This window comes from Haloferax sp. S1W (assembly GCF_044593955.1).
In the GTDB taxonomy this organism is placed as follows: Archaea; Halobacteriota; Halobacteria; order Halobacteriales; family Haloferacaceae; genus Haloferax.
This window is the reverse complement of record NZ_CP172595.1, coordinates 2,057,409-2,083,769: the sequence shown is the minus strand read 5'-3', so window position 1 is coordinate 2,083,769 and position 26,361 is coordinate 2,057,409. Positions and strand designations below refer to the sequence as shown.

General features: G+C 62.1%; 30 protein-coding genes and 1 tRNA gene. 12 read left to right on the top strand and 19 right to left on the bottom strand.

Annotation, left to right across the window (positions count from 1 at the left end; translation table 11 throughout):
• Window positions 1–100: 100 nt before the first annotated feature.
• Complete coding sequence (locus ACH9L7_RS10960) at window positions 101–247, top strand: 50S ribosomal protein L40e (protein ID WP_007544643.1); 147 nt, start codon at window positions 101–103, stop codon at window positions 245–247.
• 15 nt (window positions 248–262) lie between these two features.
• Here the strand turns inward: ACH9L7_RS10960 and ACH9L7_RS10955 are convergent, their stop codons facing one another.
• A complete protein-coding gene (locus ACH9L7_RS10955; RefSeq protein WP_396610742.1) occupies window positions 263–637 on the bottom strand; it encodes a hypothetical protein in 375 nt (124 codons plus the stop codon).
• Window position 638: 1 nt separating this feature from the next.
• Window positions 639–1,265 carry an MBL fold metallo-hydrolase gene (locus ACH9L7_RS10950; protein ID WP_396610741.1) on the bottom strand — a complete coding sequence of 209 codons (627 nt, stop codon included), beginning with the start codon at window positions 1,263–1,265 and terminating at the stop codon, window positions 639–641.
• Between the two features lie 106 nt (window positions 1,266–1,371).
• On the opposite strand from ACH9L7_RS10950, the gene ACH9L7_RS10945 reads away from it, so the two are divergent.
• The 3 genes from ACH9L7_RS10945 to ACH9L7_RS10935 are packed head-to-tail and all read left to right on the top strand — an operon-like array spanning window position 1,372 to window position 2,849.
• Window positions 1,372–1,542: a DUF5786 family protein gene (locus ACH9L7_RS10945; RefSeq protein ID WP_396610740.1), complete on the top strand. Its 171-nt coding sequence runs from the start codon at window positions 1,372–1,374 to the stop codon at window positions 1,540–1,542.
• Complete coding sequence (locus ACH9L7_RS10940) at window positions 1,539–2,228, top strand: DUF99 family protein (RefSeq protein WP_396610739.1); 690 nt, start codon at window positions 1,539–1,541, stop codon at window positions 2,226–2,228. The genes ACH9L7_RS10945 and ACH9L7_RS10940 overlap by 4 nt, the downstream gene beginning before the upstream one ends.
• 24 nt (window positions 2,229–2,252) lie before the next feature.
• The gene (locus ACH9L7_RS10935) at window positions 2,253–2,849 is read left to right on the top strand and encodes a uracil-DNA glycosylase family protein (RefSeq protein ID WP_396610738.1); all 597 of its coding nucleotides are present in this window, start codon (window positions 2,253–2,255) and stop codon (window positions 2,847–2,849) included.
• Here the strand turns inward: ACH9L7_RS10935 and ACH9L7_RS10930 are convergent.
• From ACH9L7_RS10930 to ACH9L7_RS10915, 4 genes are all read right to left on the bottom strand, one after another.
• On the bottom strand, window positions 2,846–3,598 hold the full coding sequence (locus tag ACH9L7_RS10930; RefSeq protein ID WP_396610737.1) for a DUF6498-containing protein: 753 nt from the start codon (window positions 3,596–3,598) through the stop codon (window positions 2,846–2,848). The genes ACH9L7_RS10935 and ACH9L7_RS10930 overlap by 4 nt on opposite strands.
• A 56-nt stretch (window positions 3,599–3,654) precedes the next feature.
• On the bottom strand, window positions 3,655–4,629 hold the full coding sequence (phnE, locus tag ACH9L7_RS10925) for a phosphonate ABC transporter, permease protein PhnE (RefSeq protein ID WP_396610736.1): 975 nt from the start codon (window positions 4,627–4,629) through the stop codon (window positions 3,655–3,657).
• Window positions 4,626–5,381, bottom strand: coding sequence for a phosphonate ABC transporter ATP-binding protein (locus ACH9L7_RS10920; RefSeq protein WP_396610735.1), 756 nt, complete (start codon window positions 5,379–5,381; stop codon window positions 4,626–4,628). Before ACH9L7_RS10920 ends, phnE begins: the two co-directional genes overlap by 4 nt.
• Before the next feature lie 85 nt (window positions 5,382–5,466).
• Window positions 5,467–6,432: a phosphate/phosphite/phosphonate ABC transporter substrate-binding protein gene (locus tag ACH9L7_RS10915; protein WP_396610734.1), complete on the bottom strand. Its 966-nt coding sequence runs from the start codon at window positions 6,430–6,432 to the stop codon at window positions 5,467–5,469.
• Window positions 6,433–6,617: 185 nt separating this feature from the next.
• Between ACH9L7_RS10915 and hisH the strand changes: the two genes are divergently transcribed.
• The 6 genes from hisH (at window position 6,618) to ACH9L7_RS10885 (ending at window position 12,802) form a co-directional block, all read left to right on the top strand.
• The gene (gene hisH / locus ACH9L7_RS10910) at window positions 6,618–7,277 is read left to right on the top strand and encodes an imidazole glycerol phosphate synthase subunit HisH (RefSeq protein ID WP_396610733.1); all 660 of its coding nucleotides are present in this window, start codon (window positions 6,618–6,620) and stop codon (window positions 7,275–7,277) included.
• Window positions 7,278–7,331: 54 nt separating this feature from the next.
• Entirely contained in the window at window positions 7,332–8,138 is an 807-nt protein-coding gene (pheA, locus tag ACH9L7_RS10905; RefSeq protein WP_396610732.1) for a prephenate dehydratase, read from the top strand.
• Between the two features lie 139 nt (window positions 8,139–8,277).
• The gene (gene hsp14 / locus ACH9L7_RS10900) at window positions 8,278–8,688 is read left to right on the top strand and encodes an archaeal heat shock protein Hsp14 (protein ID WP_396610731.1); all 411 of its coding nucleotides are present in this window, start codon (window positions 8,278–8,280) and stop codon (window positions 8,686–8,688) included.
• 165 nt (window positions 8,689–8,853) lie between these two features.
• Window positions 8,854–9,300, top strand: a complete 447-nt coding sequence (locus ACH9L7_RS10895; protein WP_396610730.1) for an Hsp20/alpha crystallin family protein — start codon at window positions 8,854–8,856, stop codon at window positions 9,298–9,300.
• Between the two features lie 296 nt (window positions 9,301–9,596).
• The gene (gene leuS / locus ACH9L7_RS10890) at window positions 9,597–12,473 is read left to right on the top strand and encodes a leucine--tRNA ligase (protein WP_396610729.1); all 2,877 of its coding nucleotides are present in this window, start codon (window positions 9,597–9,599) and stop codon (window positions 12,471–12,473) included.
• A 194-nt stretch (window positions 12,474–12,667) separates the two neighbouring features.
• Window positions 12,668–12,802 (top strand): hypothetical protein, encoded by a 135-nt coding sequence (locus ACH9L7_RS10885; protein ID WP_396610728.1) that lies wholly within the window; start codon window positions 12,668–12,670, stop codon window positions 12,800–12,802.
• Window positions 12,803–12,844: 42 nt separating this feature from the next.
• On the opposite strand, the gene ACH9L7_RS10880 is transcribed toward ACH9L7_RS10885, so the two are convergent.
• The 4 genes from ACH9L7_RS10880 to ACH9L7_RS10865 all read right to left on the bottom strand — a co-directional run bounded on the left by ACH9L7_RS10880 (window position 12,845) and on the right by ACH9L7_RS10865 (window position 16,689).
• Window positions 12,845–13,843, bottom strand: coding sequence for an ornithine cyclodeaminase family protein (locus ACH9L7_RS10880; RefSeq protein WP_396610727.1), 999 nt, complete (start codon window positions 13,841–13,843; stop codon window positions 12,845–12,847).
• A 368-nt stretch (window positions 13,844–14,211) separates the two neighbouring features.
• Window positions 14,212–15,846, bottom strand: a complete 1,635-nt coding sequence (thsB, locus tag ACH9L7_RS10875) for a thermosome subunit beta (RefSeq protein WP_396613266.1) — start codon at window positions 15,844–15,846, stop codon at window positions 14,212–14,214.
• A 217-nt stretch (window positions 15,847–16,063) separates the two neighbouring features.
• Window positions 16,064–16,456, bottom strand: coding sequence for a hypothetical protein (locus ACH9L7_RS10870; RefSeq protein ID WP_396610726.1), 393 nt, complete (start codon window positions 16,454–16,456; stop codon window positions 16,064–16,066).
• Window positions 16,457–16,515: 59 nt separating this feature from the next.
• Entirely contained in the window at window positions 16,516–16,689 is a 174-nt protein-coding gene (locus ACH9L7_RS10865; protein ID WP_396610725.1) for a hypothetical protein, read from the bottom strand.
• A gap of 269 nt (window positions 16,690–16,958) precedes the next feature.
• Here ACH9L7_RS10865 and ACH9L7_RS10860 point away from each other — a divergent pair, with 269 nt between their 5' ends.
• Window positions 16,959–17,714 (top strand): hypothetical protein, encoded by a 756-nt coding sequence (locus ACH9L7_RS10860; RefSeq protein WP_396610724.1) that lies wholly within the window; start codon window positions 16,959–16,961, stop codon window positions 17,712–17,714.
• A 248-nt stretch (window positions 17,715–17,962) separates the two neighbouring features.
• Here the strand turns inward: ACH9L7_RS10860 and ACH9L7_RS10855 are convergent.
• From ACH9L7_RS10855 to citZ, 8 genes are all read right to left on the bottom strand, one after another.
• Window positions 17,963–18,043 (bottom strand) — tRNA-Ser (locus ACH9L7_RS10855).
• Window positions 18,044–18,072: 29 nt separating this feature from the next.
• Entirely contained in the window at window positions 18,073–18,279 is a 207-nt protein-coding gene (locus ACH9L7_RS10850; protein ID WP_396610723.1) for a hypothetical protein, read from the bottom strand.
• Window positions 18,276–18,662 carry a Rid family detoxifying hydrolase gene (locus ACH9L7_RS10845; RefSeq protein WP_396610722.1) on the bottom strand — a complete coding sequence of 129 codons (387 nt, stop codon included), beginning with the start codon at window positions 18,660–18,662 and terminating at the stop codon, window positions 18,276–18,278. The genes ACH9L7_RS10850 and ACH9L7_RS10845 overlap by 4 nt, the downstream gene beginning before the upstream one ends.
• Before the next feature lie 183 nt (window positions 18,663–18,845).
• Complete coding sequence (locus ACH9L7_RS10840) at window positions 18,846–19,052, bottom strand: hypothetical protein (protein ID WP_396610721.1); 207 nt, start codon at window positions 19,050–19,052, stop codon at window positions 18,846–18,848.
• Between the two features lie 114 nt (window positions 19,053–19,166).
• Window positions 19,167–20,165 carry a cytochrome d ubiquinol oxidase subunit II gene (locus ACH9L7_RS10835; RefSeq protein WP_396610720.1) on the bottom strand — a complete coding sequence of 333 codons (999 nt, stop codon included), beginning with the start codon at window positions 20,163–20,165 and terminating at the stop codon, window positions 19,167–19,169.
• On the bottom strand, window positions 20,158–21,579 hold the full coding sequence (locus tag ACH9L7_RS10830) for a cytochrome ubiquinol oxidase subunit I (RefSeq protein ID WP_396610719.1): 1,422 nt from the start codon (window positions 21,577–21,579) through the stop codon (window positions 20,158–20,160). Before ACH9L7_RS10830 ends, ACH9L7_RS10835 begins: the two co-directional genes overlap by 8 nt.
• A gap of 218 nt (window positions 21,580–21,797) precedes the next feature.
• Window positions 21,798–23,009 (bottom strand): threonine ammonia-lyase, encoded by a 1,212-nt coding sequence (gene ilvA, locus ACH9L7_RS10825; protein ID WP_396610718.1) that lies wholly within the window; start codon window positions 23,007–23,009, stop codon window positions 21,798–21,800.
• 389 nt (window positions 23,010–23,398) lie between these two features.
• Window positions 23,399–24,538: a citrate synthase gene (gene citZ, locus ACH9L7_RS10820; RefSeq protein ID WP_396610717.1), complete on the bottom strand. Its 1,140-nt coding sequence runs from the start codon at window positions 24,536–24,538 to the stop codon at window positions 23,399–23,401.
• Between the two features lie 302 nt (window positions 24,539–24,840).
• On the opposite strand from citZ, the gene ACH9L7_RS10815 reads away from it, so the two are divergent.
• A complete protein-coding gene (locus ACH9L7_RS10815; protein ID WP_396610716.1) occupies window positions 24,841–26,049 on the top strand; it encodes a potassium channel family protein in 1,209 nt (402 codons plus the stop codon).
• 20 nt (window positions 26,050–26,069) lie between these two features.
• Here ACH9L7_RS10815 and ACH9L7_RS10810 read toward each other — a convergent pair whose 3' ends face one another.
• Window positions 26,070–26,360, bottom strand: a complete 291-nt coding sequence (locus tag ACH9L7_RS10810; RefSeq protein WP_396610715.1) for a hypothetical protein — start codon at window positions 26,358–26,360, stop codon at window positions 26,070–26,072.
• Window position 26,361: the final 1 nt, after the last annotated feature.

Here is a 26,361-nt window from a genome sequence, read left to right as displayed (position 1 = left end):
GACTTCTCACTGAACCATCCACACGACGCCGCGAGCGTCAGCCATGTCTGTTGCGCCCCGTCTCGCAAGCGTTATACGACCGGCGCGGGGAATCGTAACCATGGCTAGTGACGCTGCGACGGAACGGACGCTCGAAAAGCAGATTTGCATGCGATGTAACGCACGCAACCCCAAGCGCGCCAAGAAGTGCCGCAAGTGCGGCTACAAACACCTTCGACCCAAGTCGAAGGAACGCCGCGCCGCGTAAGCGCCTCCGTTCTTCCTACGATTCTCGACGGTATAGCATGAACAACACGCCGATGAGCGCTAGCTGGACGATTTTGTCGACGATGCCGCCGATGCCGAAGATGTTTGGCCAGTTCAACGCGACGTAGAGGACGACTTGTCCGGCGACGAACGGGATGCCGAGTAGAATCGCCCGCGAGCGAAGTTGCTCGTCGCCACGAAGCACTGCGACGATACCGCCTGCGAACCCCGCGGCCGCCGCGATGAATGCCAGCCCCAGCGGGTCGGCGAGATTCGAAGCGAGCGACCCGGCACCGAGCGCGAGGTGAATCAGTCCCGTGATGGCCGCGAGAACGACGCCGACGTAGTGGAGTTGCGTCAGGTCTTCGCCGTTCGACGGAGCGGTCGCCATCTTAGGCCTCCGGATACTTTGGTTCGCGGCGTTCGGCCCGTTCGAGGGCGCGTTCGATAACGTCGCGGACGGTGTCGCCGCCGGATTCGGTCTCGAAGGCGTCCCCGTGGCCCGCGTACATCGTCTCGACTGTCGCCGGGAGTCTGTCGAGTAGCATCCTGAGGCTCCGGATGAGTCGTTCCCGAGAACTTCCCGGACGATTGGTCTTGCCGAAACTCCCGTCTTCGAACGCGTTGTCGTTGTAGACGACGACATCGCCGGAGAACAGCACCCGACCGCTCACGAGCGAGACGTGGTCGTCGGTGTGGCCGGGCGTGTAGACGACTTCGAACTCGTCGTCGCCCACGAGCACCGTCTCGCCGTCTGCGAGTTCGTGCGTTCGAAGCGGATGGTCCGCGTAGGCGTACACGTCCGGGTCGAATCGCTCTACGACGGCGTCGAGTTCGCCGATGTGGTCGTGGTCTTGGTGGGTGACGACCACGGCGTCGAGATGGTCTGTGTGTTCGACGATGACATCTACCACTCCTGGCATCGCCCCGGCATCGACGAGGGTGGTTCGCTCGCCGAGGACGAGATAGGCGTTGCACGTGAACACCTCAGCGTCGGCGGTGACTGGGATAACGTCCATACGTCACATACGAACTGAACCGAAAAAAATCAGTAGGCACGTCACCCCACGACCGGGTTTCGTGCGGCAAACCATTTTTCACAGTCGCCCCCTAATAACTAGATGTATGGGATTCGGGAGCTACGACGAGTCTGAGCAGGGCGACCAGAACGTCGACTTTGACGAAGAAGACGGTGTAGAGACGAGTGAAGCCAAACACGAGGGGGAAATCGACTTCGAGATTGGCGCGTCGAACGACGAGTTGCTCGACAAACTCAAAGACATCAAAGAGGAGTGAAAGCAGGGACGCGCGTACTGGGTATCGCTGAATCGTACGTCGGAAGCACTGACGACGGAGACGCCGACCTGTCGCCCACTAGCACCGCGCCTGACGCGAGCGACGAATCGGTTACCAGACCAGACGACGCTGCTTCTTTGGAGTCGACGACTGCCGAGAGTCGAGACGTGGCATCTCCTCCGACGAGTGTTCTCTGTGGCGCAGTCGTTCGCGCCGACCGTGTGGTCGACGGACTCGCCTTCGAGACGTGTACGGTCGGCGGCGACGACGCAACCGACGCAATCGAATCGCTGTGGTCGTCACTCGGCCGCGAAGACGCCCGGTATCTGCTCGTCTCCGGTATCGCGCCCGCGTGGTTCAATCTCGTCGATATTCGCCGACTCGCCGCCGAACTCGACCGCCCAGTCGTCTCCGTCTCGTTCGAAGCGAGCGATGGTCTCGAACCGGCGCTCAGAGAGCACTTTTCTGGAACCGCTCTCGACGACCGTCTCGCGGTCTACCGCGACGCACCGCCCCGAACACCCGTCGAGGTGAACGACGAACGCCTGTTCGTGCGGGTTGCAGGCTGTGACGCCGACGAGGCCGAGCGCGTCGTTCGGGCGTTCACACCCACCGGCGGACGACCAGAGCCGATTCGCGTGGCGCGGATGGCCGCGCGGGCGGCGCGACGGTTCGTTGGTGATTAAGCCGTCGCCCTCCTCGACCCGACTATGGAACACATGGAGGGCCTCTGCGTGACCGGTTGCGAGCGGTGCCCGGAACTCGTCGAGTCGCGGAGTCGAATCGTCAACGGGGTCGGTCCCGACGACGCCGACCTGCTCTTCCTCGGCGAAGCACCGGGCGCGAAAGAAGACGAAGGCGGCGAACCCTTCGTCGGCCGCTCGGGAACCGTCCTCGACGACGCGCTCCGCGAGGCCGGACTCGCGCGCGCGGACGTTCGTATTACGAACTGTGTCCGTTGTCGCCCGCCGGAAAACCGCGACCCACGGAGCGAGGAGCTATCGAACTGTCGTGGGTACCTCGCCCGGGAATTCGAACTCGTAGACCCGAACCTCGTCGTCACGCTCGGGAAGGTCCCCTCGCAGCACTTGCTCGACCGGTCTGTCGCCATCACGAAGGAAGCAGGGTCGGTCGCGGATGCCCGCCTCGGTGACCAGTCGTACCGCGTCCTTCTGTCTGTTCACCCCGCCGCGACGCTCTACGACCGTGGACAGCGTGAGGGCTTTTTTGAGACGATTTCGCGGGCCGCAGAACTGTCTGGACTGGCCGATTCGTCGAGTGGGCAGTCGAGTCTGGGCGACTTCTAACGACCCGCTGCAGTCGTTTCGCGGGTGCCGGACGGCTCGGCTGTCGCATCTTGTGTCTTCTCTCTGCGGTCGTCCGCCCGCGCGTGTTCTCGCAGGTGTGCTCCCACGTCAAGCGCTGTCTTCACGAGAACCATGACGACCAGCGCTGCGGCGGGTGTCCCCAACGCAGCGACGAGGAAGGCACCGAGGATAATAGTCAGATGGAGGACGACGACCCGCCGATACGGTTCTGACATCTGCTTGCCGGGTGAGACGGACCGATACTCCTCGCGGCCGACGAAGTTGACGGCGAACGACCCGCCGTGGCTGACGAGCGTCGCGCCCGCTGCGAGGCCGACCGGGAGGAGCGGGACGCCCCCGATGTCGCCGCCGACGAATGCGTCGAACGTCCAGACGAAGACGCCGTGGACCGCCCAGAAGATTCCGTAGTGCATGGTGAAAAAGCCCGCAATAGGGATGTTCGAGGGATAGAGGTGGAACCCGTGGTGGGGATTCTCCGGTGGCGAGAGGTCTACCTGCCGACCGTTGATGGTCGCGGAGACGGAGGGCCCGTCGTCGCCACGGCCGGTTGCGGCGAGAATCTTCGGGACGTTCAACAGACCGATGACCCCGCTTTCCAGCCAATAGGCGACGAGCAGCGCCTTCAGACTCCAGTCGAACCAGACGACGCCGACGAGTGGCACAGCGTTCGCAGCGACCAGCGCGGCGAGTGCGACGGGAGACGAAGACGAGTGTGAGAACCACCGCATGCGCTCTCTCGGATGCGACGAACTGGAAAAAGGATTATGCGAGGCGTGTTGGTGCGCTATTTCCACATGGAGTAGGCCATTCGCTGGGGGAACTCCAAGACGAGTTTGAGGAAGCTCGTTCCCTCTTCTTCACCGCGGATGTACGACCGGACACGCTGGCTGATGAACTCGACGGAGATGACGAGCAGGAAGATGACGATAATCGTCGCCATCATGTTCGTGTACTTGAACAGGCTCCGCTGGGTCTGGAGGATGTACCCGATACCGCCACCGCCGATGAGACCCATCGTGACGGCGATTCGCGTGTTGATTTCGAGGATGTACATCGTCCACGCGATGAAGGGCGTAAAGACCTGCGAGAGCATGCCGAAGACGACGGTCTGCCGCCGGTTCGCGCCGGTCGATTCGATAGCCTCTATCGGGCCGTCTTCGACTTCTTCGAGGGCGTCGGTAAAGAGGCGACCGAGGTTCCCCATCGTGTCGGTACCGATGGCGAGCGTCGCCGTAAACGGCGACACACCACCGAGTGGGATGTAGATGAGTGCCCAGACGAGCGCCGGAATCGCGCGGATGACGCTCATCGTCCCGCGGAAGATGAAGTTGAACGGGTAGGGCGTGACGCGTTCGGACCCGAGGACACCGAGGATGAGTGCGCCGGGGACGCCGAGGACGGTCCCAGCGAAGCCCATCGCGAGTGTGACGATGGCTGCACCGAACAGATTACGCTCCTGAATGAACTGCCAGTACGAGTTGAAGTCGACGAACGGCAGGACGCCGAACAGCGTCGTTCGCGGGAAGAAGTCGCCGAGCGCGTCTTGGAACTCCGGCCAGTAATAGACGATTTCCGCGACGGAGAAGCCAACCTCTGCGAGTGCGCGGAAGAAGAACACCCCAAAGACCACAGAGATGAGGAACGCCATGCCCCACTTGATACGCTTCGTAATCGTGATGTCCTGAAGCGCACCTTCGAGGTTGTGCGTCTGCGTTCCGCCGTCGGACTGAAGGTCGCCAGTCTGGTTGTCGTCGCTCATGCGTGTGCCTCCGTCCCCTCACGAATGTCTTCTGTCTGCACGTCACCGTAGATTCTGTCGATAACATCGACCGTCAGGTCCTCGCGATAGCCGTCGAAGACGAGTTCGCCGTCGCGCAGCGCGAGGAAGCGCTCGCCGAACTCGCGGGCGAGGTTGACCTGATGGAGACTCGCCAACGTAGAGAGGTTTCGTTCCGCGGCCGCACTCCGGATGTAGCCCATCACCGTCTCGGCACTCGCGGGGTCGAGACTGGCGACGGGTTCGTCGGCGAGAAGAAGGTTCGGTTGCTGGACGAGCGCCCGGGCGATGCCCACGCGCTGTTGCTGGCCGCCACTCATGCTCTGTGTCCGTTGGTTGGCTTCGTCGAGCAAGCCAACCGTTTCGAGCGCGCTGAGTGCCTCCATCTTGTCTTCCTGTGAGTGCCAGCCGACGAGGCTCCGAAGGAACGAGGTGCGGTTGAGTGCCCCGGTGAGCGCGTTGCCGTACGCGCTGAGTTGCCCGAGGACGTAGTGTTGCTGGAAAATCATGGCAACGTCGTCTCGGGGACCGGTGACTGGTTCGTCGTCGATACGGATTTCGCCCGACGTGGGTTTCGTCAGACCGTTCAGACACCGCAAGAGCGTGGACTTGCCAGCCCCGGACTGGCCGAGGAGCACGGCGAACTCGCCGTCCTCGATAGTGAACGAGACATCGTCCAACGCTCGAACGTCGCCGAACGCTTTCGTGAGGTTACGTACTTCGATGGTACTCATAGTGTGTGCGCGAGTTTCCCGTCTCTATCCTTCCTGAGCACGGGAGTTTCAAAATGATACTGCAATGGAATTGTTGTTCTCTCGACTACTGTCCGAGGCTGATCCCAAGCGTGTCGATGACCTTCTGAATCGGCTCGTAGTCTTCGACGGTCCCGGACTCGACACCGGTAAACCAGAGTTGCTGGTCTTCCTTGAGGTCCTCGTTGATGAGGTCGTCCTGGGTCACGCTCGTGAGAGCGTCGGTGAGCGACGACTTCATCCCGCTGTCGAGTTCAGAGCGCATGATTATGGGCGCACGCGGGATGGGGTCAGACGCCGCGAGCAGTTTGAGTTTGGGCGTCTCGCTTCCGAGGTCCCCATCGTTTTCGGCGGAGATGTCGAGGAACTGCTGGGGGAACTGGTCTTTCGGCACGTGCGATGCGACCGAAAACGCGCCCGTCCCGGCTGCGACGACTTCGTCACGGTTGACGAGCGTCTCTCGTGCGGTGGAGTGGTCGGACCACTGACCAGTGAAGTCCTCTGGCTTGCCGTCGGGTGCGTTCCCCGTGTCGAGCCCCGCTTGATTCAGCATGTAGAGGGGGAAAAGCGACCCACTCGTCGAGAGGCGGTCGGCGAAGGCGACGGTCTTACCTTCCAGGTCCGTGAGTTTCTCGATTTCACTGTCTGCCGTCGTCGTCATGAGCGAGAAATACTTCGCTGCGCCGTAGGCCACGCGGATTCCCATGACTTCCGTCACACCTTCGTTTCCACCCTGAATCGCGATGGTGGGAGAGGAGTCGGCGAGGTCGGCCTGCCCGGACTTGAACGCCTGATAGACGGCGGCGTAGTCTGCGGCGACCTCCGAGTCGATGGTCACGCTGGCCTCGCTTTCGAGGTACTCGAACAGCGGTTTGTACTGTTTTTTGATATCGACGTCAGATTCGGACGGCGTCAGGAGGAACTTGACCGAGTCGGACCCTCCTGTGACGCTACCAATACACCCACTGAGCCCCGCCATGCCGAGTGCCCCTGCCGCACCGGCTTTCTTGAGGAAACTACGTCGGGAAGACATGTGATTCGTGATGAAACTCTTGCAGACTGGGATTAAAAGTTCCTATTTTTTCTCTATATTTGTCGGTAGTCGTTAAGCCACCTCGTGATTCTCGTGAGTAATCATAGAACGTGTGTCCTGTTGTGGCTCGCCGCGACGGTCGCCGGGACGGAAACTCACTTGCCTCCGGTCGTCAAGGTACACATATGAGCACGACACAGGCCCCCGAAGAGACCCTCGCCGACGTGGTGATGGTCGACTACGGGCTTGGTAATCTCCGGAGTGCCAGACGTGGTCTGGAACGCGCGGGTGCAAACGTCATCATCTCCGACGACCCGGCCGACTTCGACGACGCCGACGGTATCGTCCTTCCCGGCGTCGGCGCGTTCTCCGAAGGGATGGAAAACGCCGGTCCCTTCCGCGAACCGCTCGGCGAGGCCGCCAAGGCCGGAACGCCGGTGTTCGGTATCTGCCTCGGAATGCAGATGCTTCTTACCTCCTCGGAAGAGGCCGACCACGCCGGAGAGGGTGAAGTCGAAGGCCTCGACTTCATCCCCGGCCGCAACGTCCGGTTCGCCGAGGGACAGAAGGTGCCGCACATGGGCTGGAACGAACTGCACGTCGAGCGCGACCACCCTATCGTAGACGGTGTTGAGGGAGAGTACGCCTACTTCGTCCACTCGTACTACGCCGACCCCGACGACGACAACGCCATCGTCGCCACGACCGACTACGGCGTCGAGTTCCCGGCGGTTGTCGCCAACGAGTCGGGGACCGTCTTCGGCACGCAGTTCCACCCCGAGAAGTCCGGTGAGACCGGTCTGACCATCCTGCGGAACTTCGTCGAGTTCTGCGCCGACCAGTAGGCCGAATTCACCGCCCCCGACGCGCTTTTGTCGTCCGTGCGTCAAGGGGTGTCCATGCAGGCAGTCACGCTCGGCCCGGCGGGCACCTACTCTCACCGCGCCGCCCGCGCCGTCGCCGACGATGTCGCGTTCCGCGAATCGGTCACGTCTATCGTCAACGCTGTCGCCGATGGCTCGTTCGAACGCGGTGTCGTCCCCATCGAAAACAGTATCGAAGGAAGCGTCACCGAGAGCCTCGACGCCGTGGCGAACTCCGACGTGAGCGTCGTTCAGGAAATCGTCACGCCGATTCGGCACGCCCTTCTCGCCCAATCCGAAGATTTCGACACCGTCGCCAGCCACTCGCAGGCCCTCGCGCAGTGTCGGACCTATCTCGACGAGAACTATCCCGACGTGGCGCTCGAAGCGGTGGCCAGCACCGCCCGCGGCGTCGAACGCGCCCGCGCCGACCCGTCGGTTGCGGGTATCGGCCACCCGGACAATGTGGGCGACGACCTACAAATCATCGCCGAAGACATCCAGGACCGGTCGTCGAACGCGACGCGCTTCCTCGTGGTCGCCCCCGAATCGGCCCGCTCCGATGCCGGCGGGAAAACGTCGCTCGTCGTCTACCCGAACGCCAACTACCCCGGATTGCTCCTCGAACTCCTCGAAGCGTTCGCCGAGCGCGATATCAACCTCTCGCGTATCGAGTCGCGCCCGAGCGGAAACCGCCTCGGCGACTACCTCTTCCACATCGACGCCGACGCCGGACTCTACGAGGAACGGATGGCTGCCGCGCTCGACGAAGTCGAAGGAATCGCCCGAAACGGGTGGGTTCGCATCCTCGGTTCGTACGACACGCGCCACGTCCTCTACTAAGTCCTTCCTACGACCCTTCTACTACACCCCCGTCCTGCGGTCCCTCCACTACACGCTCTGTTCTCTAGACCCTCGCCCGTCGCTAACGTGTGGGAATGGCCACATCTCTCTTAGGGCTGCGAGACGTACTCTCGCACGTATGCAGCGAAACCCATTCGACGAGATAGAGGAATTGTTCGAACGGATGAGCCGGTCGTTCGAGGAGACCGGACTCGCGAGAATGGAGAAGATTTCCCTCGATGTCGTCGAGGCCGACGGCGACATCGAGGTGGTCGCCGACCTGCCGGGATACGAAAAAGACGACATCGACGTGACCGTCCGCGGTCGGCAACTGACGATTTCGGCCGAACACGCCGAGTCGACCGACGTAGACGAAGAACACTACGTGCGACGAGAGCGGCGGCACCGCTCTGTCTCCCGGTCGGTCACGCTCCCGGCGGAGGTCAAGCGCGACGAGGTGTCGGCGACGTACCGTAACGGCGTTCTCACCGTGTCGCTGCCGAAGTTAGAAGCTGAACCCGACGACTCCCGCCACATCGACATCGAATAACCCGGTCCAGTGAGGAAGCATCTATCGACCCGGCAGTTCAACGCTACTTCTGGGCCTCTCTTCCCGTATCTTGGACGGAGAACTCCTGAACAGTGCGAATTGCTATACCAGGTCCGGAAACGATTATCTCCTCAGACGGCGTCTGTACTCCTTGGTGAATTGTCTATGATGCGACGTACCAACCCCTTTGACGACTTCGAAGAGCTGTTCGACCGAATGTCCCGCCAGTTCGACGAGATGGGTCGTCAGTTCGACCGCTCGGGCGTGATGTCGTCGGTTCGCATGCACGACATGGCTGTCGATATCTCCGATACCGACTCCGACATCGTCGTCACGGCGGACCTGCCGGGCTACGAGAAGTCCGACATCTCGCTTTCCATCGCGAACCGCACGCTGACTATCGACGCGGAGCGCGAACTGAGCGACGAACACGAATCGGACGCGTACATCCGGCGCGAGCGCCACCACGAGTCCGCCCGCCGCACCATCCGCCTCCCCGAGATGGTCGACGAAGAGAATGCCACGGCGTCGTACCGCAACGGTGTCCTCACCGTGACACTGCCCAAGATGGACGCCGAACCCGACGACTCCCGCCACATCGACATCGAGTAAGCGGCGAATCGAGATACGCATCGAGTCGGAGTAGAGTACGCGGCGAGTCGGCGTCGTCACACGGGTGATTCTCGCGGGTGGCTTCCCACGAGTGTTTGTGCCCCAAACACCCTCGTGAGCGACGCGATTCGGTTTTCATCGACTGTGTATCCTATTTCATCGACAGAGTATCCTGTTTCTGAGAAGCCATGTCAACGCCACTCGTGCGGCATTTGTTGGCAATATATGCCGCAATCAGACAGACCCGCAAGTCGAGTATAGGAGTTATTTTAGGCCGGGGTGCCACTACCACGGATATGGACTACGACCCGCAGGAACTCGAAGCGCGTTGGCGGGAGCGCTGGTCCGAGACCGGCCGATACGAGGCCGACCCGGACGCAGACGCCGACGACGCGACCTTCGTTACGGTTCCGTATCCGTATCCGAGCGGCGGGATGCACATCGGGCACGCACGAACCTACACCGTTCCCGACGTGTACGCTCGCTACCGACGCCAGCAGGGCGACAACGTTCTCTTTCCCATCGCCTGGCACGTCACCGGAACGCCAATCATCGGCGCTGTCGAGCGCCTGAAAAAGGGCGAAGAAAAGCAACTGTCCGTTCTGCAGGACACCTACAACATCTCCGAGGAGACCCTCCCCGAACTGGAGACGCCGATGGGGTGGGCACACCACTTCATCGAGGAACACTACAAAAAGGGGATGCAGTCGCTCGGTCTCTCTATCGACTGGCGGCGCGAGTTCACCACGAACGACGAGCGCTACTCGAAGTTCATCGAGTGGCAATACCGGACGCTCCGCGAGCGCGGACGACTGGAGAAGGGTCTCCACCCCGTCAAGTTCTGTACGAACGAAGAGCAACCCGTCACGACCCACGACCTGCTCGAAGGCGAGGAAGCGGAGTTCCAGGAGTACACGCTGATTCGCTTCGGTTGGGAACGCGAGGGCGAGTCCGTCGTCGTCCCGATGGCGACGCTGCGCCCCGAGACGGTCCACGGCGTGACGAACGCCTACATCGACCCCGAAGCGACCTACGTCGTCGCCGACGTTGACGGCGAGACGTGGTTCCTCTCCGAGTACGGCGCGGCCAAACTGGAGTACCAGGCCCGCAACGTGGAGATTCTGGAGACTGTCGAAGGTGCCGAACTGGTCGGCCAGACCGTCGAAAACCCGGTCACGGGCGACGACGTACTGGTCCTCCCTGCCTCGTTCGTCGACGCCGACAACGCGACGGGCGTCGTCATGTCCGTTCCGGCACACAGCCCCGACGACTACGTGGCGCTGCAGGAGGCGAAAGCCGACACCGACTACCTCGAATCGTTCGGCATCGACCCCGAGGAAGTCGCCGACATCGAGCCAATTCCGATTCTCGACATCGACTCCGAGGACGACGACTACGGCGAGATTCCCGCGCAGTCCATCGTCGAGAACCGCGGTATCGAGTCTTCGGACGACCCTGCTCTGGAAAAGGCGACCAAGGACCTCTACAACAAGGAGTTCCACGCTGGCCACCTCAAGGAGTTCTACGGTGAGTACGCCGGAGACCTCGTCGAGACGGCCCGCGACGACTTCAAGGCCGACGGCATCGAGTCTGGCCAGTTCGACGTGATGCAGGAGTTCTCCGAAGAGGTCGTCTGTCGCTGCGGCGGTGACGTGGTCGTCGCCGAACAGGACACGTGGTTCCTCTCGTACGACGACGAGGACTGGAAGCAACTCGCCCACGACGTGGCCGACGGACTCGACGCCATCCCGGACAACACCCGCGACGAGTACCATCACACTATCGACTGGCTGAACGGGTGGCCGTGTATCCGGAACTACGGGCTCGGAACCCGCCTGCCGTGGGACGACCAGTTCGTCATCGAGCCGCTTTCGGACTCGACCATCTACATGGCGTACTACACCATCGCCCACCGCCTGCAGGAGATTCCGACCGAGGAACTCACGCAGGACTTCTTCGACACGCTGTTTTACGGCCCCGAGGCCGTAGACGACGCTCCGGAGCAGGCGCTCGAACTCCGCGAGGAGTGGGACTACTGGTACCCCGTCGATTACCGGTTCTCTGCGAACGACCTCATCACGAACCACCTGACGTTCTACCAGTTCCACCACGGCGAACTGTTCGACGAGCCACAGTGGCCACAGGGCATCGTCATCATGGGGATGGGACTGCTCGAAGGCGAGAAGATGTCCTCCTCGAAGGGACACGTCGTCCTCCCCGGCGAGGCCATCGAGAAGTACGGTGCCGACACCGTCCGGTTCTTCCTGCTCAACTCCGCGGAACCGTGGCAGGACTACGACTGGCGCGACGACCTTGTCGGCTCCGTCTCCAATCAGCTCGAACGCTTCTGGAGCCGCGCACAGGAGATTATCGCCGACCCCGGACCAGAGGAACAGCCCGAACTGGAGACGGTCGACCGATGGCTCCTCTCGAAGCTCAACGACACCGTCCGCGACGTGACCGACGCGATGGAGGACGCCGAGACGCGGTCTGCCAGCCAGGCGGCGTTCTACAACTTCGAGGAGTCGCTTCGGTGGTACCGCCGCCGGACCGACCTCGACCGGCCGGCCGCGAAGTGGACGCTCCGACAGGTCCTCGAAACGCGTCTGCGACTGCTCGCACCCTTCGTCCCGTTCATGACGAACGAACTCCACGAGCAGTTGACCGGCACGCCGGCCGAGGACGCACCGTGGCCGGAACCGGACACCGAGTTCGACGACGAGACGGTCGAACTCGAAGAACAACAGGTCGAGCGCCTGACCGAGGACGTCCGCGACATCATCGACGTGACCGACTCCGACCCCGAGACGATTCGCGTCTACGTCGCCGCCGACTGGAAGCGCACCGTCTTCGAGACGGTGGTGGACCAAGGCGACAACGTGGGTGCCATCATGGGACAGGTCATGCAGAACCCCGACCTCCGTGAGAAGGGCAACGCGGTCAACGACCTCGTACAGGACCTCGTAAGCCAGACTCGCGGACAGGACGAAGACACCCTGCGCGCACAACTCGACCTCGACGAGGTCGAACTTTACGAGCGCGCCGCGGACTTCCTTTCCCGCGAATTCGACGCCGACGTGGAAGTGTTCGCCGAGGACGCAGCCGATATCGTCGACCCCGCGGACCGCGCCTCGAAGGCGATTCCGTTCCGCCCCGCGGTTCACCTCGAATAGGCGACCACCGCTCGGCCCACTTTTTTCAGACGTTCTCGAACGCGTGAACTTCCGATAGCGTCGGATACAGCGGTCATCTTATCGGCTTTCCGCACGTACTTATTCACATGAGCCAAGAGGAACAGCTGACTCTGCCGGAGGAGGACGACTATCACACTGTTACGCCCAGGGTCGGTAGTCGACCGGACGGTGAAATGGATTCCGTCGGATGGGCGATGTTTCTCATCCTCGCCGTCCTGTTGGTTCCGCTCTTACCCTTTTTCGTGATAGCGTACGTGCTCTCGAAAGCCTTCGGCTACCTGTCTGAACAACGCGGCGCGGGAGAATAGCCAGACACTGAACCCGGCCGCTGGAGTCGTGGGGAGTCGCGTTTACTCCTCGGCGAGGCCGAGCAGGTCGAACGCGTAGCCGTTGTCGTTCTCGATGGCGTGTTCGTAGGCCACGTGAGCGGCGGCAACGTCCTGAATCGCAAGCCCCGTCGAGTCGAAGACGGTGATACCGTCTTCCTCGGTGCGCGCGTCCTTGTTGCCGACGACGATTTCGCCGATAGCGCCGAAGATGTCGTCGTCGTCGAGGACGCCCTCGTGGTACGGGACGTTGATTTCGCCCGAGTGGGTCGTCTGGGCGTGGTCGTCGATGACGAGTTTGGCGTCGAGGAGAACCTCGTCGGCGAGTTCGTGCTTGCCCTCGGCGTCCGCACCCATCGCGTTGATGTGGGTGTGGTCGGCGACTGCGTCACGCGGGACGATGGGCGATTCGACGGGCGTCACCGTCGAGAGCACGTCACACTGGGCGGCCTCTTCGATGGAGCCAGCGCGGATGTCGAACTCGTCTTCGAAGGCGTCGATGAAGTCGGCGACGCGCTCTTCGTCGAGGTCGGAGACGATGACTTCCTCGATGTCGCGGACTTCGCTGATGGCGCGAAGTTGCGTGTACGACTGGACGCCAGCACCGATGATACCCATCGAGGAGGCGTCTTCGACGGCGAGGTAGTCGGTCGCGACGGCCGCGGCCGCGCCCGTGCGGAGCATCGTCAGTTCCGTCCCGTCCATGAGCGCGAGGGGGAACGCGTTCTCGGGGTCGGAGTAAATCATCGTGCCCATGACCGTCGGCAGGTCGAACTGCTCACCGTTGTCGGGGTGGACGTTGACCCACTTGATGCCTGCTGCGTCCCAGTCGCCTGCGTCGAGGTACGCGGGCATCGACCGGAAGTCGCCGTTGTACTGCGGCAGGTCGATGTAGGATTTTGGCGGCATCTGGGCGTCTCCAGACTCGTAGGCCGCAAACGCGTCTTCGATAGCCGAGATGAGTTCCGGCATCTGGACGTTCGCGTGAACGTCGTCTTTGTTCAGTAGCAGCGTCGTACGCATAGGGAAACGTTGCCGTACCTCCTACTTAGTTCGTTCTATTTCTGCATGGAAGTCCAAGGCTATTGGAAAAAGTGAGAGAATTATCCAACTTGTCTGCTGTGTGATTTGTTGTCACGTGGGGGGAGACCAGTGACAGTGCCGCCGCTGTCTGGCAGTTAGACCTGCAAAAATAATCGGGTCGTCGTGCGGTACGGCGGTTTAGTGGGGGAAAGAGAGCGTGTGTTAGTGTGGCAGTTGGGTGCCTATCTTCACATCGGCGTCACCGAGCGAAGCTCGGTGGCCTATGGAAAGTCGGTTCCTCCGACTTTCACATCGCGTTGCCGGGCTACGCCCGGCAGCTCATGTGGAATTGGATTACCTATCCAATTTCACATCGCGCCGCCCATACCGCCCATGCCACCCATGCCGCCAGCGGGTGCGCCGCCTTCGTCGTCGTCGCCGCCGGTGGAGAGGTCACCAGCAGCGATGATGTCGTCAATCTTGAGGACGAGGTTTGCGGCTTCGGAGGCGGAGGCGATGGCCTGCTCCTTGGCGTGGGCCGTCTCGACGACGCCAGCTTCGAAGGCGTCTTCGACTTCGCCAGTGAAGACGTTCAGACCAGCGCGAATCTGGCCGTCTTCGTGGGCTGCGCGAAGGTCGACGAGCGTGTCGATGGAGTCGAGACCGGCGTTCTCGGCGAGCACGCGCGGGACGAGTTCGAGCGCGTCGGCGAACGCCTCGACAGCGAGCTGCTCGCGGCCGGAGACGGAGTCTGCGTAGTCGCGGAGGCGCGAGGCGAGTTCGACTTCGATGGCACCGCCGCCAGCGAGGACGCGGCCATCGGTAACCGTCGCAGCGACGACATCGAGGGCATCCTGGACGCCGCGTTCGAGTTCGTCGACGACGTGGTCGGTCGAACCGCGGAGCAGGAGGGTGACGCCGTGGACATCCTCGCCGATGCCTTCGACGTAGAACAGTTCGTCGTCGTCGTCGCGGCGGATGGACGCCAGCCCGAGGTCGGCTTCGCCGACGGAGTCGAGGTCCGAGACGATGGCGGCACCGGTGATGTTCTTGAGGAACTTGATGTCGGACTTCTTCGTGCGGCGAACCGCGAGGATGCCTTCCTTGGCGAGGAAGTGCTGGGCGAGGTCGTCGATGCCCTTCTGACAGAAGACCACGTCAGCACCGGAGTCGACGATTTGCTGGACCTTCTCCTTCAGTTGCGCCTCTTCCTGGTCGAGGAACTTCTGGAGCTGGTCGGGGCTCTCGATGGAGACGTTCGTATCGACGTCCGTCTCTTCGACTTCGACCGGCTCGTTGAGGAGGAGCACATCGGCTTCCTCGAACGAGACCGGCATGTCGTCGTGGACGGGGTCCTTGTCGATGACGGCACCGGTGAGGAGTTCGGACTCGGACGCGGAGCGGCCGGTCTGCGTCTCGATGGAGATGTTCTCGAGGTCAGAGACGTAGGTACCGTCGTCGGCTTCGACCGTGACCTGCTCGACGGCGCGGACGATGAGGTCCGCCAGAAGCTCCTTGTTGAGTTCGGAGCTCTTGCCCGTCATGGAGGTCTCGGCGACCTTCTTCAGGAGTGCTTCGTCGTCGGGTTCGACGTGCTCTGCAATGTCGTCGACTTCCTCGCGGGCCTTCTCGGCGGCGAGGTTGAACCCGCGGATGATGGCCGTCGGGTGGATGTCCTGTTCGAGGAGGTCCTCGGCGTTCTTCAGGAGTTCACCCGCGATAGCGACCGCCGTCGTCGTTCCGTCGCCGGCTTCGTCCTCTTGGGTTTCGGCGACTTCGACGATCATCTCGGCCGTCGGGTTGTCGATGTCCATCTCTTTGAGGATGGTGACACCGTCGTTGGTGATGGTGACATCGCCCATCGAATCGACGAGCATCTTGTCCATCCCCTTCGGTCCGAGTGTGGAGCGTACCGCCTCGGCGACCGCTCGAGCGGCGCGGATGTTGTACGCCTGCGCGTCGCGGTCCTTGACGCGCTGGGAGTCTTCACCGAGAATGATCATCGGCTGACCCTGTTGCATTCGCTGGCTCATAGTCATCGCTTGATTGTTTGTGATTCTATAAAAATCTGTTGCTAGTGGAAGATATGATGTGGCACACAAACGCTGGGCCGCTGCCCACCTAATCGAGTGACTGCGACGCCATTGATTCCATCAACCGGTGTAGTGGTATATGTCACCATACACCATTATTGGAGGAACCACGGCCGGTGTTTATATGCTATTTGTCGGTGGGTTCCTTCCAGTGGATGGTGACCGTTCCGATGGCGAAGGCGTCGTTGCTCGCCTCGTCGCGGACGAAGCGAAGCGTGTTCGTCCCCCCGACAAGTTCGGAACCCGTGATAGTGTCGACCCAGTACTGCCAGCCATCGTTCGGCGGCACGTCGAACCCCGACAGCGACTGGCCGTTTATCTGGATCTCGTGTCCGTACTCGCCGACATCGAAGGCCTGAATGCCGAGATACGGGTCGCGCGGGTCGTCGGTCGGAACGTCGAACTCGAAGTCGTCTGTCGCGTCGCCGACATTGTCTGCCCAGTCGAGGTTGAGCGTCTCATCCGGCGGGTGGAGATGCGACTTGACGAAGAGCGTCGTGTAGTTCGCGCGATATGGCACGCTTTCGGATTGTAATTCCGTCGATAAAAAATCGCCTGTGTGCCTGCCCGCGCAGCGCGTCAGGCGTCTTCCGGAAGCTCCTCCGCGAGGAACTCGCCGGAGGCGTCTTCAAGCGAGGGCTCTTCTTCTTCTTCGCCTTCTAACACCGACAGTTCTCGTTCGTACAGTCGTTCGGTGAGTTGAAACTGCTTGTTGAGACCCTTCTTCTCTCGGCCGCTCTTGGTGTCAGGCATTGTCAAACGTGGTATTGATTCCCATAGGGATGAATGTTTTGCACACTGTGCTGATACAGAAGGGACGCTCTCCGGTGTTCGAATTCATTCGGACCGGATAAGGTCGGGAGTTTTGCCCACCTTGTCTTGCCGTCACACGCCAATATACTTGCTGGCGATTCCGGGGCGTCGGGAACCAAGACGAACAGTTTCTCGTCTGACCGCATCTCGCTGTGTCCACGCCGCAAAAGCGGCAGAAAGCACTTACTTTGAGCGACTGTTGTCTCTCTATGCCCTCCAGACGAGCGCTTCTCGCGGCGTTCGCGACGTTCTCTTTCTCCACCGCCGGGTGTCTCGGAAGCAGTCGCTCTACGGAACTTCCGGTTGGTGAATCGCACGACGCGGGGAGTTTTGCTGTCCGTGTTTCGAACCCACGCGTTCGCCACGGTATCGCCAAGTTTGGAACCGTTCACATCGACCCAGTCTGGGAAGCGGGGGCGCAGTTTCTCGTCGTCGACCTCGCCGTCGAGGGCGACGGTCCGACACCGTCGGAGCTTGATGTCGTCGCAGAAACCAACCAGGGGTCGGTTGAGGACCGATACCCCGTCCACTCGCCGGGTGCAACTGAGACGATTCGGTCGTTTGGCTTTCCGATTCCGACCGACGAAGGGCTGACGGACGTGGCGGTCCGGTGGCGTGGCACCCAGACGGTTTCGTGGACGCTCTCGGACGACATCGTTGCATCACTCAGGCGCGCGCCCGACTTCACCGTCGAGTCGTTCGTGGTTCCTGAAACCGCCGCTCCCGAAACGGACGTGGACGTGTCGTTGACGGTCCAGAACACCGGCGACCGGGATGGGAGGTTCCTCGCCGAACTCGGCCCCGCTGGACTGTCGGACCAGAGCGAAATCGAAGTCAGGGTTCCCGCGGGGGAGACGAAGACGACGACTCGACCTGTTCAGGTCTATTTCTCCGACGACGACACGGCCGATGTCGTCCTTCGGTGGGAAGGTGGGACAGAGCAGAGAACCGTGCAAAGAACGTGAGTGGTGGCGTCGCTCGGTGTCGTCGTTTCTGAGAAGCGCCACGGGCGCTCCACCGAACTCGTCGTCCGCAGCGCGACGAGACGCGCTGCTGTGTGAGTTGAGTTCGGAAGAAGCGCCAGGAGAGGGATTTGAACCTCGGTCGCTCACTCCGTTCGCTCCCTGATTCAAATCCCTCTGGGGCGCTTCACGAAAACGGCCGTCGCGATGCGCCGAGACGCATCGCTCGGGGGCGTAGTCTTCGGAAGAAGCGCCAGGAGAGGGATTTGAACCCCCGATCCCAAAGGGAACACGCTTTCCAGGCGTGCGCCTTACCGCTCGGCCATCCTGGCTTACAATGCAACGTTTCCGCCTGGATAATTTAAGCCCTTCCTTTCCGTTCGAGCCGAGGTTCGATGACGTATGCCACGGACGCAACGACGACACCGGATACCAGTGCCACCGCCGCAACCGTCCCGAACGGCAGGTCGAGGCCGAGTCCGAGGAGGACCGAAGTCTGCGCGATGACGCCCACGAGGAGGACACTCACGAGTCCCCAGACGATGGCGGAACGTCGGTGGCGACTCACTCCTCGTCGACGGCGGCGATGGCCTCGATTTCGACGCCAACGCCCTTCGGGAGGTTACCGGCTTCGACGGCCGAGCGTGCCGGCGGTTCGTCGTCGAAGTACGTCGCGTACGTCTCGTTCATCTCCGAGAAGTCGTCGATGTCGGCGAGGAAGACGGTGGTCTTGAGCACGTCACTCGCGTCGGCACCCTCCTCTTCGAGGATGGCCATCACGTTGTCGAGCGACTGCTTCGTCTGCGTGGCGATGTCCTCGTCGTCGAGGAGTTCGCCGTCCGGCGTCATGGGAATCTGGCCCGCGGTGAAGAGAATCGAACCGTTGGTCGTTGCCTGACTGTACGCACCGACTGCGGCCGGCGCTTCGTCTGTTTCGATGACGCGCTTCATATCCGGCAGATTTCGCCACGGCGTGATAAATTAGGTGGGAATGGACGGGGCGGATATGGGTGTAGAGGGTGGGGCGAAGGTGGGTGTGGAGGATGGGGCGGATGTGGGTGTGGTGGACGGGGCGGATGTGGGCGTGGAGGACGGGCCGAAAGTGGGACGGGACGACGACTTGCGGGCGTCTCCTTAGACGGACCTCCCGGACAGACCGATACCGGTTGCGAGGACGCCCGAGGTGAGGAGCAACACCATCCCGAGCGCGGTGACAACGTCGCCGGTGCTGAGCGCGACGGCCGCGGCCGAGATGCTCGCTACTATCAGGGCGAGCCCGACGAGTGTAATCGGTTTTGTGAGCGATTCGACGGTGGATTGCGTAGGTGGAAGTGTGACCATGGATGTGAGGTTGGTGCGGTTGTTGTGGTGGCTTGGTTGGATGCGATTGTTGTGGTGGCTTGAGTCGTGCTGCGGTGCGATTCTTGGGTGACTTAGCGGGCGGTGCTGTGGTGCTTACGAGTACGATTCACCTGCTTCGACGGGGCCGCTGAACGACGAGTAGAGGATACCGAAGTACGCGAAGACGAGCGGCAGCAACAACGCCGACGCGATGCTCATGATGTTCAGCGGCAGAATCGAGATGATAGCGTCTGAGACGGTCAGTCCCACCGCTGGGTCGGCCATCGGGAACATGAGCACCGCGACCAGCGCGACGAACGCGAAGACCAGAACCGGGACCGCGGCGAACGCGAGGGTGTACTGGTCGCGCCGAAGCGCGACGAGATAGACCGCCGCTGCGACGAGGGAGACGACGACGAGCGCAAGCGGAACCGGTGCGAGGACGCCGAGGTCCGGGCGCACCGCGACGAGATAACCGAGGGTGACGACGACGAGCGCGAGATAGGCCGCCAGCGCCTTCGGACCGTAGCCGACGATGTCGTCGCGGAGTGCGCCGCGGGTCTTCAGGCCGATGAATCCGATACCGGCGACGACCGTCAGCGCGACGACGGCGAGTCCGACGACGACGCCCGGAAGCGACACCAGCGCTTCGATGCCGAGGAGCCAGTGGGCCGCGAACACGCCGAGGAAGAATGGGGCAGTCACGCTCCCGACGACGAACGAGCGACCCCACCACGTCTGCCACGCTTCGTCGTGGCGCTGTTCGTACATCTCCGGCGCGAGGCCACGGAGGATGAGCGCGCCGAGGATGGCGAACATCAGCAGATAGTGGCGACTGAACAGGTTGGCGTAGACCGGCGGGAACGCGGCGAAGAGGGCACCGCCGAAGACGACCAGCCACACTTCGTTTCCGTCCCAGAACGGGCCGATGGCTGCGAGGAGCGTCTCGCGTTCTTCCTCGTCCTCGCGGGTCGCAAACAGCGCGCCGACGCCGAAGTCGAAGCCGTCGAGGAACAGGAACATGGCGAGGATGAAAAACACCAGTCCGAACCACAGCTCTTGCAGCGGCAAGCCGAAAATCGGCTCCGTCGCGAAGGTGCCGTAGTCAGCCATCTGCGGGCACCTCCGTCGTCGAGGGCGCCCCGGCCGTTCCCGCGTCGTCTACTTCTGGCGGCCCCTCGCGGATGATACGTCGGACGATGTACGCGTACAGCGTCAGCAACCCGGTGTAGACGAGGACGAATCCGGCCAGCGTGATGGTTGCTTCGAGGGCGGTCAGCCCCGGTGACACGCCATCGCTGGTCTTCATGACGCCCTGAATCACCCACGGCTGGCGGCCGACTTCAGTGACAATCCAGCCGACTTCGACGGCGAAGATACCGAGAAGCGAAGAGCCGACGAACGCCTTCAACAACAGGTCGTCGTCATACAACTCGCCGGTCCACCAGCGGTATGCCGCCCAGAAGGCGAGGACGATAAACCAGAACCCGGCGGCGACCATGAGGCGGAACGACCAGAAGATGATAGCCACCGGTGGGGCCTCCGTGTCGAACTCGTTGAGGCCGGTAATCTCGGCTTGCGGGTCCCCACCACTCGCTAACCACGACGCGCCGCCGGGAATACCGATGCCGAACAGTTCCTTGGCGCGCGGGTCGGTGATTTGGCTGAGGTCGGTCGGGATGGCGAAGATGTACTCGGGGACGTAACTGTCCGTCTCCCAGACCGCTTCCATCGCGGCGAACTTCTGCGGTTGCGTCTCGGCGACGTGGCGGCCGTAGGCGTCGCCGTGGACTACTTGAAACGGTGCGGTCACGAGGAGCACGACGAGCGCGATTTTGAGCGTCTTCCGCCAGAAGCGGGCGTCTTGCCCCTCGTCGCTGGCGTCGATACCACGTCGCCAGACGACGTACGCGGCGACACCGGCCATAAAGAGGGCGACAGAGAGGACGGCAGCGTTCTGCATGTGGACGAACATCCACGGGAACCGGGGGTTGGCGTAGGCGGCAATCGGGTCGACGAGCGAGATGACGAGGCTCCCGCTCTCGCGCGCGAGTTCGTATCCACGGGGCGTCTGCATCCACGAGTTGGCGACGAGAATCCAGACGGCCGAAAGCCACGTTCCGAGGCCGACAGCGACAGCGGAGACCATGTACAGGGCGTCGGAGACCTTCTCGCGGCCGAAGACGAACACGCCGAGGAAGGTTGCTTCGAGCATGAACGCCATCATCCCCTCGGTGGCGAGGGGGCCACCGAACAACTCGCCGGCAGCGGTGGAGAAGGCGGCGAAGTTGGTCCCGAATTCGAATTCGAGGACGATTCCGGTGACTGTTCCGACGACGAACGAGACGGCGAATATCTTCGTCCAGAATCGCCGCAATTGCTCGTACACCGGGTCGTCAGACCGGATATCTTTCCACGTGAAGTAGATGAGGAAGGGTGCGAGTCCCATGCTCATCACAGGAAAGATGATGTGGACGATGGTCGTTAGCGCGAACTGCGCTCGGCTTGCGATGACTGGGTCGAGCATGGTTTCTAGTGAGGGGGTGGTCCGTGTGCGGACGATAGGGCCTCGACACCCTTCAAAAAGTACCTTAGTATGGTGGGGGTGTGTATTTTCTCGACGGTTCCCAGAAACTGAAAACCATCCTGAGGGGTCTGTATCACTCGAAACCAACGTCAGCGATTGTCCAAAACCTAAAATCGAGATGAAAAGAAAGCGGACCGTCGGAGTCGAGCGCGGGAACCTCAGTCGAGAACTTCCACGTCGTACCCCCGCTCGCGGAGTGCCGCCAAGAGCGTCTCGACGTGCTCGGGGCCACGCATTTCGAGGTCGATTTCGACCTCCGTGGCGTTCATCGCAATCTTACGCGAGGTCCGGTCGTGCCGAATCGCGTAGATGTTCGCGCGCTCTTCGGCGACGATTTCGATGAGTTGTTCGAGCGACCCCGGTCGGTCTTTGAGTTCGGTCCGAATCTTCAGGTATCGCCCCGTCTCGACGAGGCCGCGCATGACGACCGTCGTCAGGGTGTTCATGTCGATGTTCCCGCCACAGAGCGCAGGCACGATGACCTCGTCAGCGTCGTAGTCGAACTTCTCGAAGATAAGCGCCGCCAGTGCGACTGCACCGGCCCCTTCGACCAGCGTCTTCGAGCGTTCGAGCAGGTAGGTGAGCGCGACGGCAATCTCTTCGTCCGAGACGGTGACGACTTCGTCGACGCGCTCTTCGATAACCGAGAATGTCTTGTCGCCGACGCGACGGACCGCGATGCCGTCTGCGATAGTGTCTACTTCGTCGAGGGTCTGAATCTCGCCCTTCTGGAGCGAGGTGGCGACACTCGATGCACGGTCCGCCTGAACGCCGATGACGCGCGCGTCGGGGTACTGCTCCTTGATGGCCGTCGAGATGCCCGAGATGAGACCGCCACCTCCGATGGGGACGACGACGGTATCGAGGGTGGGACAGTCTTCGGCAATTTCGAGTCCGATGGTCCCCTGTCCTGCCATCACGTACTCGTCGTCGAAGGCGTGGACGTAGGTGCGCCCCTCTTCGGCCTCGATTTCGTGTGCCCGTTCCTGTGCGTCGTCGTAGTCCGTCCCGTGGAGGACGACATCGCCGCCGTAGCGGCGTGTCGCCTTCACTTTCGAGATGGGCGCGTGTTCAGGCATCACGATTTTCGAGTCGACACCTGCGCGCGAGGCCGCGAGGGCGACACCCTGCGCGTGGTTTCCGGCACTCGCAGTCACGACGCCTGCTGCTTTTTCGTCCTCGGAGAGGGTTGCGATGCGGTTCATCGCCCCGCGGATTTTGAACGACCCCGTCCGCTGGAAGTTCTCCAACTTGAGGTGTACTTCCGCCCCGGTCATGTCGGAGAATGTGTGAGAGTACTCCAGTGGTGTCCGGCGAGCAACTGATTCGACGCGCTCGCGAGCGTCTTCGATGTCTGAAAGAGAGAGCATGGTCACGACTCGCCGCCGTTAGTGTTTAATCGTTCGGGATACTCTCAGATTCGTTCTGTGCTGCCGAATCGCACGTCCCGACGCCGGGTGCTATCGCTCGGCGGTGTTGGTCTAAGGGGGAAGGGGGGAACGCACGCGTGTGACGTGCATTTTCCTTTGTGGGGGCCGACCATATAAACGTCCCCCACCCGGAGCGAAAGTGAAATCGGGAGACGGCGGCGATGGCCGTCTCGGCGTATGACGCACGGCATTCGTACGTCACACTTGTCATTTCACATTACGATAATCGTCGTTGACGTGTCGGGGCGCGGGTACTCAGCGTGTCGAAGACGGCGCTTACAGCCCACCACCGGAAAAAATGAACCCAGCCGTATCGCGTCCGCGCTTCGTTACCGCTCGTCGATTCCGGGGAACGTCAGGTCCTTCTCACCGGTGTAGCGAGCGCGCGGGCGGATGAGGCGGTTATCCTCGTACTGTTCGAGGACGTGTGCAATCCAGCCACCGACGCGAGAGACGGCGAAGATGGGAGTGTAGAGGTCGATAGGAATGCCCATCTGGTAGTACGTCGACGCGGAGTAGAAGTCCACGTTGGGCGCGAGGCCCTTCTCTTCGCTGATGTACTCCTCGATAGCGACCGACATCTCGTACCACTTCATGTCGCCTGCGGCCTCGCCGAGCGCCTCGGACTTCTCGCCGAGAATCTTCGCGCGGGGGTCCTTGACGTTGTAGACGCGGTGGCCGAACCCGGCGACGCGCTCGCCGCGTTCGAGGGCGTCTTCGACCCACTCGACGGGGTCCATGTCGCTGTCGTCGATGTCCTTTAGCATCCGCATGACGTTCGCGTTCGCACCGCCGTGGAGCGACCCTGCGAGCGTCCCGACTGCGGACGTGACCGCGCTGTACATGTCCGAGAGGGTGGACGAAGTGACCATCGCGGAGAACGTCGAGGCGTTCAGTCCGTGGTCGGCGTGCAGCACGAGCGCCATGTCGAACGTCTCGGCGAGCACGTCGTTCGGCTCCTCACCGTTGAGCATGTAGAGGAAGTTCGCCGCGTGGCTCAAGTCCGCTTTCGGTTCGACGTAGTCCTCGCCGCGGCGGAACCGGGCGTAGGCGGCGAGCAGCGACGGCATCTTCGCCGTGATTCGCTTCGCCTTTTCGAGGTTGACTTCGCGGTCGGTCACGTCCTCGAAGTCCGCGTTCTCGTCGTATGCCGACATGGCGGAGACGAGGCTCCGAACGGCCGCCATCGGGGATTCGTCCTGCGCTGCGAGTTCACGCGCAACGTCCAGGATGCCGTCGTCCACCGAACGGTGGGCCGCTAAATCAGTCGAGAAGTCGTCCAGTTCCTCACTATTCGGAAGTTTACCGTGCCAGAGGAGGTACAGGACCTCTTCGTAGCTCGCATCTCGTGCGAGGTCCTCGATGGAGTACCCGCGGTAGATGAGTTGTCCCGCGTCGCCGTCGATGAAGCTGAGTTCGGATTCTGTGACCAGCACACCTTCCAGCCCCCGCTTCAGTTCACCTGACATACCCAGAACGTTGCCTACCATATCAAAAAAGCGTTATCGTTTCCATGGATATGTTACCGACCACCAATCAGTGGTCCCCCCGGCGCTGTCTGTCGATTTCCCCGAGTATGCTGTCTAAACTCATGTTCGACGTATGTCGATAATCAGGGGGGCTTTATATCCCCTTAGTATGTGGTTATTCACCCCCATTCAGGGGAAGACGCCCGCCGGGGTCATATGGGTGGACCGCGTAGGCTAGTCGAGAAACGGTGGCACCGATATTCCTGGCAAGCCTTTTCCCGTCACGTCGTGAAGGCGGGCGCATGAATCCCGAGGACGTGGAGTACGAACCCGTCAGCGTGAAAGCTGTACTCGCGGAGATGAAGGACACGGCGGAGTTACTCATCGACCTCTCGTACTCCTCGGTCCTCCACGGGAACAAGGAACTCGCAGCCGAGGTGCTGGAGCTCGAAGAGCGGATGGATATCCTCCAGTTACAGGCGCGGATGAGTCTGATGATGGCCGCCAGAAGTCCCGAGGATGCCGAAGAACTCGCCCCAGTCCTCGGCGTCGTCGGCGCGGCCGAGAAGATTTCCGACGCCGCTGGCGACATCGCCAAGATCGTCATCGAGGATATCGGTCTCCCGGAGGCCATCCGCGCGGCGCTCCCCGAAGCGATCGAGACGACGATTCGCTGTAAGCTCACCGGAGACTCGCGGTACGCTGGCCACTCTCTCGGCGACATCAACATGGAGACCGAGACGGGCGTCCGCGTGGTCGCCATCAACCGCTCCGGCGAGTGGGTGACGAACCCCGACTACGAGACGGTCCTCCGCGCGGACGACGTGTTACTCCTTCGCGGCCGCGACGACGGTCTTCGGACGGTTCACGAGGCGGCGACTGGCATCCGGTACGACCCGCCGGACGTGGACGAACCGACTATCGGTGACCTCGAACGCGCCGTCGACTCTATCGTCCTGATGAAGGATATGAGCGAACTCGCCGTGGACCTCGCTTACGGCGCGGTTCTGTTCGACAGCGAGGGCGTCGCCGAAGAAGTCGAAGAACTCGAAGCCGAGGTGGACGCGCTCAAGTCCCGCTTCGAGGCGTGGACGCTCCGGGCGGCGAGTCGCGTCGACGACCCCGTCTCGCTGCGTGGCCTCGTGCATCTCGCCAGCGCGACGGAGATAATAAGCGACGCCGCCCTCGAAATCGCCGAGGGCGTTCTCCGCGGTATCGACGCCCACCCCGTCGTCGCCGCGGCCGTCAAGGAGTCCGACGAAGTCATCATCCGCCTTCGCGTGGCCCCGTCCAGTACGCTGGCCGAATCCACGCTCGGCGACCGGCGCGTCAAGACCGAGACGGGAATGAGCATCATCGCGGTCCGCCGCGCTGGCGGCAAAGAGTGGGTCGTCTCGCCGGAGTCGACCACGCGCCTCCACGGCGGTGACCTCATCATCGCAAAGGGGACTCGCGCGGGCGCTGAACGATTGGGCGAACTCGTCGGCGACGAACGCGATTTCGACGAATAACGACCCGGTCGGGTCCTTGTTTAGAGCGCTTTACTCAGCCGATACGCCGAGACGAGCGTCAGCACCGTCGCCACGAGGAGTGCCGTCGCCGACGCGAGGACGAACGCGAGGATGAGGAACCAGCCTTCCGGCCCGAGAATCGGGTACTCGCGCGTCCCCGCGAACGGCCCGAACAGTTCGAGCACGCGAAAGAGGTACGCGCCGACGGCGAGTGCGAGGCCGACGGCGGCACCGATAGCGGCGTTTCGGGGCACGTCGAGCGCATCGACCAGCGTGGCGGTCGGCGGACGTTCGGGAACGTCGTCTGTCACG